This window comes from Streptomyces milbemycinicus, assembly GCF_002154605.1.
Taxonomy (GTDB): domain Bacteria; phylum Actinomycetota; class Actinomycetes; order Streptomycetales; family Streptomycetaceae; genus Streptomyces; species Streptomyces milbemycinicus.
Map to the genome: position 1 here is coordinate 1 of NZ_MUNE01000552.1, position 15,753 is coordinate 15,753.

Annotated in this window: 15 protein-coding genes; 7 read left to right on the forward strand and 8 right to left on the reverse strand. The window is 70.8% G+C overall.

Annotation, left to right across the window (positions count from 1 at the left end; all coding sequences use genetic code 11):
• Positions 1–1,124, forward strand: a 1,124-nt coding sequence (locus CCN51_RS55260; protein ID WP_086860616.1) for a hypothetical protein, incomplete at its 5' end; no start/stop codon positions are given.
• Between the two features lie 114 nt (positions 1,125–1,238).
• Here CCN51_RS55260 and CCN51_RS37705 read toward each other — a convergent pair.
• From CCN51_RS37705 to CCN51_RS37740, 8 genes are all read right to left on the reverse strand, one after another.
• A complete protein-coding gene (locus CCN51_RS37705) occupies positions 1,239–2,840 on the reverse strand; it encodes an AMP-binding protein (protein ID WP_014179771.1) in 1,602 nt (533 codons plus the stop codon).
• A gap of 10 nt (positions 2,841–2,850) precedes the next feature.
• Positions 2,851–3,855, reverse strand: coding sequence for an alpha/beta fold hydrolase (locus CCN51_RS37710; protein WP_014179770.1), 1,005 nt, complete (start codon positions 3,853–3,855; stop codon positions 2,851–2,853).
• Between the two features lie 19 nt (positions 3,856–3,874).
• Entirely contained in the window at positions 3,875–4,297 is a 423-nt protein-coding gene (locus CCN51_RS37715) for an acyl-CoA thioesterase (RefSeq protein ID WP_014179769.1), read from the reverse strand.
• Positions 4,251–4,727 carry a holo-ACP synthase gene (locus tag CCN51_RS37720; RefSeq protein ID WP_078610648.1) on the reverse strand — a complete coding sequence of 159 codons (477 nt, stop codon included), beginning with the start codon at positions 4,725–4,727 and terminating at the stop codon, positions 4,251–4,253. Before CCN51_RS37720 ends, CCN51_RS37715 begins: the two co-directional genes overlap by 47 nt.
• Positions 4,703–5,653 (reverse strand): acyl-ACP desaturase, encoded by a 951-nt coding sequence (locus CCN51_RS37725; protein ID WP_014179768.1) that lies wholly within the window; start codon positions 5,651–5,653, stop codon positions 4,703–4,705. Before CCN51_RS37725 ends, CCN51_RS37720 begins: the two co-directional genes overlap by 25 nt.
• The gene (locus tag CCN51_RS37730; protein WP_014179767.1) at positions 5,650–5,946 is read right to left on the reverse strand and encodes a hypothetical protein; all 297 of its coding nucleotides are present in this window, start codon (positions 5,944–5,946) and stop codon (positions 5,650–5,652) included. Before CCN51_RS37730 ends, CCN51_RS37725 begins: the two co-directional genes overlap by 4 nt.
• Before the next feature lie 146 nt (positions 5,947–6,092).
• Positions 6,093–7,556, reverse strand: a complete 1,464-nt coding sequence (locus tag CCN51_RS37735; RefSeq protein WP_014179766.1) for a cytochrome P450 — start codon at positions 7,554–7,556, stop codon at positions 6,093–6,095.
• A gap of 95 nt (positions 7,557–7,651) precedes the next feature.
• A complete protein-coding gene (locus tag CCN51_RS37740) occupies positions 7,652–9,100 on the reverse strand; it encodes an MFS transporter (RefSeq protein ID WP_014179765.1) in 1,449 nt (482 codons plus the stop codon).
• A gap of 237 nt (positions 9,101–9,337) precedes the next feature.
• Between CCN51_RS37740 and CCN51_RS37745 the strand changes: the two genes are divergently transcribed.
• From CCN51_RS37745 to CCN51_RS37770, 6 genes are all read left to right on the forward strand, one after another.
• Entirely contained in the window at positions 9,338–11,143 is a 1,806-nt protein-coding gene (locus tag CCN51_RS37745; RefSeq protein WP_014179764.1) for a fatty acyl-AMP ligase, read from the forward strand.
• A 1-nt stretch (position 11,144) separates the two neighbouring features.
• A complete protein-coding gene (locus CCN51_RS37750; RefSeq protein ID WP_014179763.1) occupies positions 11,145–11,411 on the forward strand; it encodes a MoaD/ThiS family protein in 267 nt (88 codons plus the stop codon).
• A 5-nt stretch (positions 11,412–11,416) separates the two neighbouring features.
• On the forward strand, positions 11,417–12,247 hold the full coding sequence (locus CCN51_RS37755) for an acyl-CoA thioesterase family protein (RefSeq protein WP_014179762.1): 831 nt from the start codon (positions 11,417–11,419) through the stop codon (positions 12,245–12,247).
• A complete protein-coding gene (locus CCN51_RS37760; protein ID WP_014179761.1) occupies positions 12,244–13,980 on the forward strand; it encodes an acyl-CoA dehydrogenase family protein in 1,737 nt (578 codons plus the stop codon). Before CCN51_RS37755 ends, CCN51_RS37760 begins: the two co-directional genes overlap by 4 nt.
• Positions 13,981–14,036: 56 nt before the next feature.
• Positions 14,037–14,309, forward strand: coding sequence for an acyl carrier protein (locus CCN51_RS37765; RefSeq protein WP_014179760.1), 273 nt, complete (start codon positions 14,037–14,039; stop codon positions 14,307–14,309).
• The coding region (locus CCN51_RS37770) for an acyl-CoA dehydrogenase family protein (protein ID WP_211303285.1) at positions 14,306–15,753 on the forward strand (1,448 nt) is incomplete at its 3' end. The genes CCN51_RS37765 and CCN51_RS37770, both read left to right, overlap by 4 nt.

A 15,753-nucleotide genomic window follows, 5' to 3' on the forward strand; every position in this document is an offset into this window, starting at 1 on the left:
ACAAGATCGTCGGCTATCCGCTCACCGGCGGCACCGCCTCGTGGGAGATCCCGCTCGACGGCGAGCTCTGCTGGTCGTCGCCGCAGGTCACCGAGGCGGGCCTGACCGCGGTCCTGTTCCAGGACGAGTCGCAGGACAACCCGGTCTGCACCCAGGTCGGCCTGGTGGACCTGAAGAAGGGCAAGCTGCTCTGGACGAAGCAGGGCAAGGAGACCGGTGAGCTGGCGTCCGACAGCCCGCTCATGTTCGACGAGGTGTCCATCGGCGGCGGCACCGTCGCCGCGGGTGGCATCAGCGGCGGCGCGGCCTGGTCGATCGACGGCAAGCCGCTGTGGATGCCGGACTCGGACGAGGACTGCTCGGACAACGGCTATGTCGGCGAGGGGCCGAAGCTGATCGCGGTGCGCGAATGCAAGGTGTCCGGCAGCCCGCAGCTGGAGGTCCAGACGGTGGACCCGAAGACCCGGGCGGTGAAGTCCTCGTACAAGGTGACCTCGGGCATCGAGTACGCCCATGTGGTGTCCACCGACCCGCTGGTCATCGGGATCAACGCCGGTGACTCGTCGGGGGCAGGGGTCTCCGACTTCCTGGCGATCGACGACAGCGGCAAAGAGGGCAAGCTGCTGAGCAAATTCGGCATGGAGGGCGGCAAGTACGAGGCCGACTGCGAGGCGACCGATGTCGGGGGCTGCTCGGAGATCGTCGTCAACAAGTCGGCCAACAAGCTCTACCTGGGCACGGACTACCGTGCGAGCGCCGCGTCGGGCCCGTCCAACGAGATCGTCGCCATCGACCTGAAGACCGGCAAGGTGACCGCCAAGGCCGACGGCGCCGAGGGCGGCCCGCTGGTGCCGGTCAGTCTCGACAAGGACGGCTCCCTCATCGCCTACCAGGAGGCCACGCTCAGCCAGGGCAGCGCGGTCTGGCGCGTCGACACCAAGTCGTACGAGAAGAAGAAGCTGATGCAGAACCCGGAGGAGACCGCGTTCATCGAGAGCGTGTCGCTGCACCATCAGGTCATCTACGCCGGTGGGCGGCTCTACATCGGGAACACCAGCGCCACGAAGCCGTCGACCGATTCCGGCAAGAAGTCACCGCTGGCCCTGGTGCTCGGGGCGAAGTAAGCGACCCCGGGCCATCGACATGCGGCTCCGCCGCGCGGCTTGGGCTCCGCCCCCGGACGGGGGTCTGGGGCGGGGCCCGGCGCGGCGGAGCCGTATAGGTCCACCCGGTCGCGGCTACGCGCCCGCGGGCAGGTCGAAGGTCAGCCCCTTCAGCCGCCCCTGCTCATACGCCTCGGCGATCGCCCGCCGCCGCAGCTTGCCGCTGCTGGTGCGCTCCAGCTGGCCGGGGCGTACGTAGTGCACATCCGTGGCCCGCACCGTCACCCCGACCGTGCGCACCAGATGGCCGACGACCTTCGCCCGGCTGCCCTCGATGTCCTCGCGTGCGGCGCGGTCCACCTCGGTCAGGACGACGATGTCCGCACCGATCTGGAGCACGGCGGTGCGGCCGTCGCGTACGAACTCCAGCCGCTCTATCGCCTGCTCGAAGTCGGAGGCGAAGTAACTCTGGCCGCCCACCTTGATCCGGTCGCTGATGCGGCCGGTGATGAACAGCTCGCCGTCGTCGAGGAATCCGATGTCGCCGGTGGCGTAGTAGCCGTCATCCCCGGTCAGCGGGGCCAGTTTGTCGAGGTAGGAGGCGGCCAGGCTGCCGCCGGTCAGCTCGATCTCGCCCAACTGGCCGTCCTCGCACACCCGCCCCTGCTCATCACGGAGGCGCACGGTGTACTCCGGCATCGGGGGGCCCACCGAGATGGCCGGTACTCCCGAGGGGGTCTCGACGACCCGGATCTCGCTGCTCACGGGGCGGCTGGAGACCAGCAGCACGGCCTCGGCCATGCCGTAGCAGGGCATGAACACATCGCGCCGCAGCCCGGCCGGGGCCATCAGGTCCAGGAAGGCGTTGAGGTTGGGCAGGTTGATGGGTTCGCTGCCGAGGTAGATCGACCGCACCCGGGACAGATCGATCTCGGCAAGGTCCTCCTCGTCGAGGTCCTGCATCAGCTTGAGCGAGTAGTCGACCGCGAAGTTGGGGATCACCGTGCCGGCGGCCCCCTCCCGGGCCATGTGCTCCCACCAGCCAGGGGCGTCGAACAGGAAGGTCACCGGCTCGGCGAGCAGCAGATCGCACCCCGCGGCGAGACAGGACAGCAGCCCGCCGACCAGCCCCATGTCGTGGTAGAGCGGCAGCCAGCTGCTGACCCGCTCCTCGGGCTTACGGCCGTCCGTACGGGTGATCATGTCCAGGTTGGCGCGGAGCATGTCCTGCCGGACCGGGATGCCCTTGGGGAAGGACGTCGAGCCGGACGAGAACTGTACGAACGCCAGCTCGTCGGCCGCGGGGGTGCGCAGCCGGGCGCCGGGTTTACGGATCCCGGCCGGCGGCAGCGGCAGGCCGGGGACGGGCAGGTCGAGCGGGGCCACGGTCGGGGTCTCCAGCACGCGGACCGCCTCGTAGTCCCGCGCGACCCGGCCCAGGAAGTCCAGATAGGAGTCCTTCGGCGTGTCCAGGACCAGCGGTTTGACCGACAGCGGGACGGCGCCGAGCTCCATGAGACCCAGGAAGGCGAAGATCACCGCGCTGGAGGTCTCGAACGGGAACAGCACCCGCGTCCCCGGCTCGATGCCCTGGTCGCGGAAGTAGTCGGCGTACGCGGCGACCTGCTCCGGGAAGTCCTGGTAGCTGAAGAACTCGGGCGGGTCGATGAACTTGTCGTACAGGTACAGGCCCCGTTCGGGCGGGCACTCCTGGTTGCGCTGAATGTGCTCGAGCACCGCGCCTCTCCTACTCCTTGGTCGTGTCGCCGGTGGTCGTGTCGCCGGTGGTCGTTTCATCGGTGGTCGTGTCGCCGGTGGCGCCGCCACGGGCGTCGCCGGCGGGGGATGTCCCGCGCATCCAGGCCACCAGCTTGGGCAGCACCTGCTCCTGGGCGCGGGCGCCGCGGATCACATCGACATGGCCGGGGTCCCAGCTCAGCCCGGTCTCCCGGCCGAAGAGGGTGAACTCCGCGCCGCCGCCCAGGTGGTCGGCCAGCTTCCGGGCCCGGGCGGGGGACGCGTGGAAGGTGTCGCCCGCACCGATCCCGACCAGCACCGGCAGCGTCACCTGGCCGAGCGCCTGCCAGTAGTCCGTCACTCCGTCGGCGCTGCGGAAGGCGCCGGAGGGGGCCCAGGCGGCGAACTGCCGCATCAGTCCGGGCGGTTCGTCCCACCGGCCCTGTTTGAGGGCCCGCGCCGGGAACCGCCCGACGAGCCGGGAGATCACCGAGGAGAAGGTCAGCTGGGCCCGTTTGGACAGTCCGCCGTCGCTGTAGTCGTTGACCGCGGAGGAGACGGTGGCCACCCCGACGAGACGTTTCTGCAGGTCGGGGTCGACGCCGAGCGCGGCCAGGGCCGCATAGCCGACCATGCTGTGCGCCAGGACGAACAGCGGCCCGTCGTGGGCCGCCGACACCGCCCGGATCAGATCCGGAACGTCGTGGCGCACATAGGTGTCGAAGTTCCAGTCGTAGGCCCGCCGCTCGGGCCAGCGGCTGGGGCCGTGTCCACGCAGCGAGGCCACGTACGCGGTGAAGCCCTCGTCCAGGAACGCCTTCGCGGGCCCCTGCCCGGACCTGCCGAGGAAGAACCCGCCGTCCGCGAACAGGCCGGGCAGGAACAGCACTCCGGGCGCTCCCCCGTCGCCGGCCCTCGGTCGCACCTGCCTGAGGTGCAGCTCATGGCCGTCGGAGGTCGGCACCCAGCGTTCGGTCTCCACCGGATCACCTGCCGGATCGTCTGCCGTGCTCATCGCGCTCTCCATTCCTGCTTCAACGGGAGACGGCGGAGGCCGCGAGGAAGTCCTGCATCGAGACCAGGCACCGCTGGTCGGCGTCCAGGAAGGCCACGGTGACCAGGGCGTCCACCGCGGGGCGTGCCACCTCCGGAAGGTGGAGGCGCTGCCGGAACCGGGCCCGGAAGGTGAGGTCGTCCTCGTCGAACTCCTCCGCGGACGGCGACTCGAGCGACGTACGCACCTCGATCTGGCCGCGAGGGATCTCAGCCAGGTAGTCGATCTCGGTCCGGGCGACCACCGCGATCATGCGGTCGCCGTGCACAAGCCCCTGGCGGCCGAGCCAGTCCCACCGGCCGGCCTCCAGATATTCGAGCGCGACCGCGTTGTTCACATGCCCCAGCGCATCGAGGTCATTGGGGCGCACCGGCAGGGTCAGCCGGGATTCGCCGAAAAACACGTCGTACCGCCCGATTGGTCGTATCGAAGAAACGCGTCAGTGACGAGGTCCCGCCGACCACCATGACCACGGCGGAGACAAAGCCACCACTGTGCGAAAGCGAAACGCTCACCCGCAGCCGGTGCCGGGCCAGATGGCCCGCCAGCGCTCCATGGGTCTGGAACCGCGGTGCGCCATGGTGGTCGTGGACCAGCTCGGCATCGGTCCAGAACCAGGTCTCATCCGCCGCCGGAATTGCTTTGAAAAGAGCTTCTTTGGCCGCGAACGCCCCCGCCATGCTCTCCAGGGGAGAGACCTTCGATTCGAAGTGGCGCAGTTCTCCGCGGGTGAAGAAGACATCGGGTTCGCGGAGCGAGGAAGCGACCTCCAGTTCACTGATCAGCTGGAGGTCGTGCCCCAGACCGATCAGCTCCCGACGAGATCCATCCAAGTGTCCTCGACCTCTTCACGGGAATGGACCTCGATCCCGGTGATCTTCTTCAGAGCGCCGCAGATCAGCTGCTCCTTCTTCTCCAGCGCCTCGGGACGGAAGTCGTTGTCGCCCACTTCGAGCTGGTCCCACCAGTTCACATGCGAACCGCGCTGCTCCAGCTGGGCCCGGGCACTCCCATGGAGCTCACCGTCCTCGCGGAGGAAGAGGTGCGCGACCGCGAACGCGTCCTTGGCCGGGTATTCACCGCTGTCCACCAGCGCCTTGGCGAAGGAGACGAAGTAGTTGCGGTGCTGAATCTCGTCGGCGGCGACCTGCTTGAAAATGCGGCGCAGCCCCGGGTCCTCGATGACGTGCTGGCACTGGCCGTAGTTGACCGCGGCCGTGATCTCCGAGATGGCGAGCAGCACCAGCGTGCGGAGCATGTCGTCGTCGGGGAAGACCTGGCGGAACTGGATGAAGGTCTCGTCCGAGATCGGCTCCATCCCGCTGAGATCGGCCAGCCGGTTGAAGACCGTCTCGTGGTGGGCTTCCTCTTCGTTCCAGTAACGGCTCCAGGTGCCGCACGCCTCCATGATCGAGGCGACCGTGGGGTTCTTGTCCTGCCAGCGCCGGACCTCGGCCTCCGACTGCCGCTCGAGGCGGTCCGCGCCCGGCTTGGTGGTCAGCTCGGCCCGGCCCGCGTTCCAGACCAGGTTGCGGTCGAGCGGGGTGAGGCTGTCCAGGTCGACGGCCGCCAGCATCTCCACGACGCTCCACCGCCGGGACTCGTGCAGCCGCTGCTGCTCCCAGGTGACGTCGACCAGGGACATACCGCGCTTGGTCAGCGCGTCATAGAGGTCGGTGATGATGGCGGGCGACCCGTCGGAGGCGGCCGACCGGCGGATGACCGGGGAGGAGGCGCGGTCCGTCTCGGCGATACTCATACGGCCGCCTCCTTTTGCTCACGTTCGAATTCGTCGAGGAAGGTCTTCAGCACCGTCGTAATCGGGGTGTCGAGGGGAAGCGCGGGAAGGCGCACCCGCACCCCGTAGTCCTTGCGCAATCCGTTTGCGGTGCGCGCAAACGCTTCCATGAGATCGATGCTGTTGGTCATCCGCGGGCTACTGGCGATGACGTCGGCCAATGTCGCGTCGGCCGTGAATAGCTGCTCCTCCGTGAGGCCCGCGTTCTCGGCGAATTTCTGCCGGATGTAAGGCTCTACTTCAGGTGTGACCATGGATCAGAAGCGTACTGGCTTTCGGCTGCCTCGGCCAAGTGATCGAAGAAACAGGCAAGTTGATGCCAACCGAACCGAACAAACGGAAGGCATCAATCCGAGATACCGAATGTGCTGGTCCGGCGAAATCTCGGCAATGTCGCCAATTAGGTGCGGGATCGTACACGGACTCGCACCGGACCCTTCGCCAGCAGTGTGATCCCGGCGCCGAGCGGAATGTCGCCGCCGTCCGTCGCGTCTTCCACCTCGTACGCGCGCAGCAGTGTCGCCAGGCTCAGCACCGAATGCAGCGTCGAGAAGTGCTGCCCGATGCAGGCCCTGGGCCCGCCGCCGAACGGGAAGTACGCATAACGCGGCCGACCGGCCTCGGCCTGTGGGGTGAAGCGCTCCGGATCGAAGCGCTCCGGATCCTCCCAGTAGGCGGGATGGCGGTGCGCGACCCACTGGCTGACCAGCACGGCGGCACCGGCCGGGATACGGCGACCGCCGATGACGGTCTCGGCCACGGCGAGCCGGCTGACGGCCGGGGACGGCGGAAACAGCCGCATGGCCTCCTTCAGCACCATGGTGAGTCGGGGCAGGGCCTCCAGATCCGCCGCGGTGGGGGTGCGGCCGTCGGGGAGCGCCCGGTCCAGCTCCTCGTGCACCCGGCGCTGCTCGGCCGGGTGGCGGGCCAGGAGGTGCAGGGCGAAGGTGAGCGCCGTGGCGGTGGTGTCGTGTCCGGCGAGGAAGAAGACCAGGACCTGTTCCCGCAGTTCGGCCCGGGTCAGGCTGCCGTCCTCGGCGTTGTGGGCGCGGATGAGGAGGGTGAGCAGATCCTCGGCGGCGCCGTCCTCCGGTCCGGCACCGTCCTCCGGTACGGGGCCGGGTGCGTGTCCGGGTCCGGGTGCCTGCTCGCGCTCCTCGCGCTCCTCGCGCTCCCGACCGTCCATGCGCTTGCTGATGATCGCGTCGCACAGCGCGTACAGCCCGGCCTGGGCTCGGGCGGCGCGGCGGTTGGCGGGGGTGGGCCAGTCGCGGGGCAGCTTGACCGGGGACAGGGCGCGGGCCCGCGCGCGCTCGTTGAGCATCGGCAGGCTGTCCCGGACGACCTCGATGGTCTGCTCGACATCGGAGCCGAACAGAACGCGGCCGACGACGCGCAGCGCGTATCCGCGCATCTCCTCCACCAGCTCGAGGGCCCCATCGGCGCCACCGGGGGTTTCCCGCCAGCGGGCGGCCAGCGCCGCCGCCTCCGAGGTGACGGCGGTGGCGTAACTCTCGACCCGGCGGCGGGTGAACAGCGGCTGGATGAGCCGGCGCTGGCGCCGGTAGTCCTCGTCCTGGCTGGTGAGCAGGCCGTTGCCGAGGGCCTGCCGCAGCTCCTCGTAGATGGCGTTGTCCTTGCGGAAGTTGGCCGCCTCCGTGGCCAGGACCTGCTGGATGCCCTCGGCCGAGAACACTCCGTAGATCTCCCGCCGCAGGCCGGGCGGCCCGGCGCGGAACCGGACGACGTCGCCGTGGTCGCGGCGGGCCCGCAGATACGCCGCCAGCGGATCGCCCAGGAGGTCGGACATCGAGCCGAGCAGCGGCGTCCCGGCCGCGTACGGCACTTCGGTCACTTCGGTCACTTCGGTCACTTCGGTCACTTCGGTCACGTCTGATACGTCTGATACGTCAACCGCTGTGGTCGTGCTCGCTTTGGTCGCCATCGTCGTCTCCGGTGTCAGGCCGCCGCCGGGGCCGTGGTGCGGCGTACGGTCACGGCCGCGAGCACCGCCACCCCGAAGGCGAAGCCGATCGAGAGGTACCAGGTGTTGCGCGCTCCGCCGAGCGCGTCGCTCGCGGACGCGGTGACGATGGACACCGCGAGCGCCGTGCCGAGGACCGCGCCGAGCTGGCGGAAGGCCGCGTTGGCCGCGCTGGCGGTGGCCAGCCGGCTGGGTTCGACCCCGGCCAGGGCCACCCCGCCAAGCACCGGCCAGACCAGTCCGGCGCCAAGACCCATGACGGCCGCCCCGGGCAGCCAGTGGGTGAGGAAGTCCGGGTCCTGGCCGCCGCCCCAGAACAGCAGCAGGGTGCCGCAGATGTAGATCAGACAGCCCGCGATCACGACCAGCGGGTCGCCGAACTTCTCGGCGAGGCGGGCGGCCGGCCGGGCCACCAGGGCGCTGGCGAGCGGCGGCGGCGTGGTGGCCAGACCCGCGGTGAGCAGGGACCAGCCCCAGTGGCCGGTCAGGAACAGGATGTTGTTCAGGATGACGGCGTAGAAGGTCACCGAGAACAGCATCGAGCCGATGTTGCCGCCCACGGCGTTGCGCGAGCGCAGCAGATCGAGGGAGACGACCGGGGCCGGATGGCGTGCGCTGCGCGCCACCACCGCCGCCGCCAGCACCGCCCCGCCGACCAGGCAGCCGATGGTGCGCGCGCTCGCCCAGTCCCAGTCGGGGGCCTTGACCAGGCCCAGGGCGAGCAGGCCCAGCGAGGCGCCGAGCAGCGCCGAGCCCAGGACATCGGGGGTGGGGCCGCTTCGTTCGCGCTGCTCGGTGAGGTGCCGGCCGGCCCATACGGCGGCGATCCCGATCGGGATGTTCACCAGGAACACCGCCCGCCAGCTCCAGTGCTCGGCGAGCAGTCCGCCGAGGCCGGGCCCGATCCCGGCGGCCAGCGCGGCGGACGCGCTCCAGAGGGTGATCGCCGCCAGGCGCTTGGCCATGGGGAACATGGGCAGCAGCAGCGCGAGTGAGGTGGGGACGAGGATCGCGGCGCCGACCGCCTGCACCAGCCGGGCGCCGATGAGGACGGCGGCGGAGTCGGCGATCCCGCAGACCGCGGACGCGACGGTGAACGTGGCGAGCCCCACCGCGAAGGACCGCCGGCAGCCGAGCCGGTCGGCCGCCCGGCCGGCGGGCATCAGGAGCGCGGCGATCACCACGTTGTAGCCGTTGAGCACCCAGGACAGGGTGGGCAGGTCGGTGGTGTCGAAGGTCTCGGCGATGTTGGGGAACGCCACGTTCACGATGGTGCTGTCCAGGAATGCCACGAAGGCGCCGAGGCAGCACAACAGGACCAGTTTGACGGGTGGCTTGGCGGGTGGCTTGACGGGTGGGTCGGCGGCGGAATCGCCCGCCGCGGCGTCCCGCGTTCCGTCGGGAGCGACCGGTACGTCGGTCATGGGTGTCCTCTCCTGGACAGGCACGCGGTCGTTGAGCACCGATCCTTCACCCTGGTTCAGTCGATCACGATGCTCGTTGTTACCCGTGAGTGTCAATCCCCCCAGCGGCCCCACGGAGCACGCCCGGATCTCCTCAACCACCCATCACCATAAGATCGTTGACCACTCGTCAACGTTGCTGTAACACTTGCTCGCCGTATCGATCACGGGGGTCGATCACGGGGGGAGACGGCTCAGTTGGCTGGTCCACATGGGCGCGGTGCCGGAAGCTTCGCGCGGCTGCTGCGTGAGCGGGCGACGCATGAGCCCGACGCCCTCGCCTACCGGTTCATGGCGGACGACGAGTCGGCCGCCGAGATCACCTACGCCGAGCTCGACGCACGCGCCCGCGCCGTCGCGGCCCGGCTGTCGGCCGCCACCGACGGGCGGCCGGACCCGGCGCTGCTGCTGTTCGCGCCCGGCCTGGACTATCTCGCGGGGCTGTTCGGCTGCTTCTACGCCGGGGTGCCCGCGGTGCCCGCCTTCCCGCCCGACCCGGCGCGCCTGGCGCGTACGATGCCGCGGCTCGCCGCCATCATTGAGGACACCGGCTCGGACACCGTCCTGACCACCTCGGACATCGCTCCGCTGCTGGCCGACTGGCTGGCCACGGCGCTCGGCGGCCGCACCCCCCGGCTGATCACGACCGACCTGGCCGACCCCACCGACGCCCCCGCCGACGCCCTCACCGACGAGGGTCCGCTGCCGGAGATCCGGCCCGACCGGCTGGCGCTGCTCCAGTACACCTCGGGGTCGACATCGCTGCCGCGCGGCGTCATGCTCAGCCACGCCCAGCTGCTCGACAACTCCCTGGAGATCGCCCGCGGGTTCGGGCTGCACCAGGGCAGCTCGGGCGGCGTATGGCTGCCCCCGTACCACGACATGGGGCTGATCGGCGGCATCCTCACCCCGCTGTCCACCGGCATTCCGGTGACGCTCATGTCGCCCGTCACGTTTCTGCGCCGCCCGCTGTCCTGGCTGCGCATGGTCTCGCGCTACGGCGTGACGGTCACCGGCGGCCCGAACTTCGCATACGACCTGTGCGTACGGCGCGCGAAGGACGCGGACCTGGAAGGGCTCGACCTGTCCGGTGTGGAGCTCGTCTTCACCGGCGCCGAGCCGGTCCGCGCCGACACCATGGCCCGCTTCGCCGAACGTTTCGCGCCCTGCGGCTTCAGAGCCGAGTCGTTCTATCCGTGTTACGGCCTCGCGGAAGCGACTCTGTTCGTGACCGGCGGTAAACCTCTGGGCGGCTGGCGCTCGGTGTCGGTCGCGCGCGACGCGCTCGAAGCACACGGCGCGGCCCGCCCGGCCGGGCCGCGGGAGCGCTCCCGGTCGCTGGTGAGCTGCGGCTCCCCCGGCCCGGCGACCAGGCTGCTGATCGCCGACCCGGCGACCGGCGCACCGCTCGGCGAGGGCGCGGTGGGCGAGATCTGGATCGACTCGCCGAGCGTCGCCGACGGCTACTGGCGGCGCCCGAAGGACACTGCGGAAATGTTCGGCGCCACGACCACCACCGGCGACGGCCCGTATCTGCGCACCGGCGACCTCGGGTTCGTCCTGGACGGCGAGCTGTTCCCGGCGGGGCGGCTGAAGGACCTGATCGTCGTCAACGGGCGCAACTACCACCCCGTCGACATCGAGCGGGTCTGCGAGGCCGAGGTCACCGGCATCCGCCGCAACTGCGGCGCCGCCTTCGCGGTCGAGGACGACGAGGGCGCGGCCGAGCGGCTGGTGCTGGTTTACGAGGTGGATCCCGCAGAAGAGGAGCAGTACGCGGCGGCCGTCGAGGGGATCCGGCGGGCGATCTCGATGGAGCTGAGCGTCCCTCCGTACACCGTGGTCCTGGTGCGGCCCCGGACCATCCCCAAGACATCGAGCGGCAAGGTGCAGCGCTGGCTGGCGCGCCGCCAATTCCTCGCCGGTGAGCTCGACGAACTCACCCGCTGGCAGGCTCCCGCCCGGCCCGCACCCGATATGACCACATCCACGAGGGGGAACTGACATGATCGTCAAAGTGCGGGGCGTCCTGCTCCGGTTCACCGACTACGAGAGCGAGATCGAGGTCGGCGGCGACACCGTGCGGGACGGGCTGGCGGCGCTGACCGAACGCTACCCGGACCTGGCCGAGGTGCTGATGGACCGCGAGGGAAGCGTCCGCGCCACGCATCTGATCGCCCTCAACGGCGAAAAGCTCACCCTGCACGAGCTGGACCGGGAGGCCACCGAGGACGACCGGGTGGACATCGTCACCGCGATATCCGGGGGCTAGCGCCGATGCCGCGCAGCTCCACGTACGAGGTCGTGCTGGACGCGAGCCTGTTCACCCCGGCCCAGCTACAGCCCACCGCCGTCGGACGGCTCGCGTTCCAGGCCGGCACCCGCTGGCTGCGCGACCATGTGTGCAGCCACCGCACGCTGGTGTCCGAGCACCAGGTGGGGTTTGTGCTGTGGGCCTGGCAGCTGGAGTACGAGCGGCCGCTGCGGTTCCTCGACGCCGACGAGGCGCAGGTCGAGGTGCGGGCCCAGGTGCGCGGGCCGCGCTCGTCGCAGCTGGAGATGGAGATGACGGTCTCGGGCCCGGCGGGCGTGGCGGTGCGCACCCGCGCCACCTCGGTACCGCTGCGGCTCAGCGGCGACCAGGCCCTCTCGGGCGCGCCGACGACGCTGCCGGACTCGTTCGTGGCGGGCTTCCACGAGGACGAGGTCGAGCGCTCCCCGTATCTGTCGCCGGTGCGCGGGCTGTTGGGCGCGTACGAGCGCGAGGGCGAGCGCATCGCCTCCCACACCACGACGTTCCGGGTCCACCGCCACCACTGCGAGGTGGCCGACCAGTGGTACTGGGTCGAATCCCTCGGGTTCGCGGGCGGTGCGCGCGAGGAGTGCGTGATGCGGCACGGCGGGAAGGCGCCCGAGCTGCGGCGTGCGCTGGCCGACGGGATCCGCCGGGTCGACGCGACGTGGCTGCGGGCCGGTCAGCTGTGGGATCAGCTGCGGGTGCGCACCACGGTCTACCGCCATGACGGCCGGGTCGCGTTCGTCCATGAGCTGGGGCTCGACAGTGACGACGGCAGCGGGCCGTACGCGATCGTGGTGGAGCACGTATGACCGGGGCATCGCTGACCACGTTTTCGGCGTTTTCGGCGTTTGCGGCGGCTGAGGAGCTGGAGCGGGCGCTGGGCTGCCCGTTCGATCCGGACACCGGTATGTCGCTGGCTCGCGGTGTGCGCGCGGACGATCTGGAGGCCGAACCCACCGCGGCGTACGAGGCGGCCTGGGCGGCCGGGCTGCATGAGCATCTGGTGCCGGTCGCCGAGGGCGGCCGGCTCGGCTCGTTCGAATCGCTGCTGGCCGTGGTGCGCGCCGCCTCGCGCCGGGAGCTCGCGGTCTCGGTCGGCTTCGGCTCCACGCTGCTGGCCACCGCGCCGGTGTGGACCTGGGGCGACGACACCCAGCGGCGCCGGGTCGCCGAGCTCGCGCTCGGCCGCGCCTGGGGCACCGCCGGTATCAGCGAGGAGGCGGCGGGCAGCGATCTGCTCGCCACCGCCACCCGCGCGGCGCCCATGGGCGAGGGATTTGTGCTGAACGGCAAGAAGTGGCTGGTCGGCAATGGCAGACGGTCCTCGTTCGCCACCGTATTGGCCGCCTCCGACCCGTCCTTCGGGCTGTTCCTGATCGACTTCGAGGCCGTCGGCGGCGACGCGGTGCGGCGGCTGCCGAAGGTGCCCACCCACGGACTGCGCGGCCACGATCTGAGCGGCTTCGTCCTCGACGACTGCCGGGTCGGCGCAGGCGCCGTGATCGGGCGGCCGGGCCGCGGCATCGAAATGGTCACCGGCATGCTCCAGTTCACCCGGACGCTGGTGGGCGGGAGCAGCCTCGGCGCCGCCGACACGGCGCTGCGTATCGCGCTGCGGCATGCGCGCGGGCGGATGCTGTACGGCGAGCCGGCGCTGGCGCTGGCCCCGGTGCGCTCGCTGCTGGCGCGCGCCTTCGCCGATCTGCTGATCGCGGAGTGCACCGGTCTTGCCGCGGCGCGCGCCCTCGATGTGGCGCGGCAGCGGATGGCGCTGTGGTCCGCGGTGGCGAAGTACGTGGTGCCCGCGCTCTGCGTGGACGCGGTGAACGCGTGCGGCGAGGTGCTGAGCGCGCGGGCCTATCTGCGCGAGGGGGTCGCGGACGGGGCGTTCCAGAAGCTGGTGCGCGATGTGGCGATCACCCCCGTGTTCGAGGGCACCCAGCTGGTGCAGCTGGACACGGTCCGCGCCCAACTGGTCAGCGGGGCGCGGCGGCGCGCCGGGGCGCAGCGGGCCGAGGTTCCGCTGCCGCTGCTGTTCGGGTTCGGCGAGCCGGTGACCCCGGTGGCGCCCCGGGACCAGCGCCCGTCGCTCACGTACGGGGCCGCCGACGAGGTGGTCGACCTCCTCGACGAGGCGGTGGCGGCGCTGGGCGACGACCAGGAGCTGTTCTCGCTCGGGCACACGCTGCTGAAGGTCCGCGACGAGACGCGGGAGACACTGCGCGGGCTCGGTACAGCGCGCACCACCGAGACGTACAAGGCGGCCCGCCGGCACTGTCTGGTGCACGCGGGCGCCTGCTGTCTGCACACCTGGCTGAGGCGCCGGGACGCGCTCGGCGGCCTGGCCGCCGACCGGGCCTGGCTCTCGGTCGCGCTGCGCCGCGTGGTGGAACGGCTGGGGTTCCCGGCCGGACCGGACCGGGAGGCCGAGGACCGGCTGGTGCGCCGGCTCGAAGACCTCGACGACGACGATCGGGCGTTCTCCCTCGTACCGCTGCGGCTCGCCCCGCAGTACCGGGGGTCCGCGCCGGGCCGCATTTAGGCCCCATTCAGGCCGCATTGAGGCCGCTCGTAGGCCGCTTGTAGGAGGACGACGCCATGACCACCGAACACCGCGACGGCACCGCCGAGTCCGCCGACGCCTGGCTGCCCTCGCTGATCGGGGAGCTGCTGGGCCTCGACGGGCAGCGGCTGCCCGCCGACCGGCCGCTGGGCGAGATCGGCATCGACTCGCTCACCGCGGCCCAGCTCTCCGTCGAGGTCGAGGAGCGCACCGGCGCCACCATCCCGCTGGAGCGGTTCCTCGGCGAGGAGACGCTTGCGGACCTGGTACGTGAGCTGGACGCCGACACACAGGAGGTCGGGGCATGACGGGCCGGGGCATGACGGGCCGGGCCCACGCCGCCGATGTGATGAACCGGGCAGCCCTGTCCCCAAAGAGCGGAAACCACACCCTCGACGCCGAGATCGAGCGGATCCGCCGCGAGGCCCGGCGCCGGTTCGGCAGCTTCGTCCTGGATATCGCAAACCCCGGTTCGCACTTCCGCAACAAGGAGTGCCGGCCGCTCGACAACCGGGTCTTCGAACAGGCCGGTGAGCTGGGGCTGATGGGGTTCTCGCTGCCGACCGAGATCGGCGGCGAGGGGCGGGACAAGCTGGCGTGGGGCGTGGTGGTCGAGGAGATCGCCCGCCTCTCGCGCGACCCCGGCTTCGCCGTCCTGCTCGACATCAGCGTCGAGATCACCGAGCTGATCCTGTCCAGCGGCACACCGGAGCTGATCGAGACCTACGTTCCGGATCTCGTGGCCGGCCGGCGGTTCGGGGTGCAGGGCGCGTACGAGAGCCGCGACCCGTACGACTACCACTCCACAGCGCGGCTGGAAGGCGACGTTTGGGTGCTGAACGGCGCCAAGCGGTTTCTTGCCGGGGCGCGCTTCGCCGACCTCTTTGTGCTGTTCCTGCGCGACGAGGCGTCCAACGACATGCTGGCGTTTCTCGTCGAGAAGGACGACCCGGGCGTCACCTCCGTACACATGGACACCATGGGCATGCACACCATGGGCCTGGGCCAGGTGATCCTGCACGACGTGCGGCTGCCCGCGGCGCGGCTCGTGTGGCGCGCGGACGCCCTCAGCGAGCTGAACACCTATGCGCGCATCCGCCGGACCATGAGCGCATGCGGGGTGCTGGGCGCGCTGGACGGGGTGATCGAGAACTGTGTGGAGGCGCTGAACCCCCGTAAGCGCGGCGGGCGTCGGGTGCTCGAATACCCCAACGTCGAGCGGTCGGTCGGCGAGATGCGCATGCTGCTCCAGTCGGCCCGCGCGAGCGTCTACCGGGCGCTGGACGGCACCAGATCGCCGGACCGCGATCCGTACTTCGACGAGTACGCGACCGTCGCCAAGCACCACGCGTCCGAGTGCGCGCTGCGCGTCGGCCAGTTGGTGATGAGCCTCCAGGGCGGCGAGGCGTATATGTCCGCGTTCCCGTGGGAGCGGTTCATGCGCGACATCCTGGGCCTGATCTCCGGTCAGGGATCCCAGGAGATGCTGCTGCTGCAGCTGGGGCAGCGCACGATCGTCGGCCTGGAGGGCAAGCGAGTACGGGAGGAGGCCGCCGAGCGCGCCGTGTCCAAGCTGGCCGACGGGTGGTGGGCGCTGCACGCCGCCGCGCACGGGGACGGCGAGGAGTTCGCCGACGCGGTGGCGGCGGTGGTCTCGGCGGCCGGGCTCGACGCTTCTGAGGCAGATGGGCGCGGCGCGGTGGCCGCGCTGCTCGAACGGGCCCACGCCCTGGTGGCGGCCGTACGGGCGGG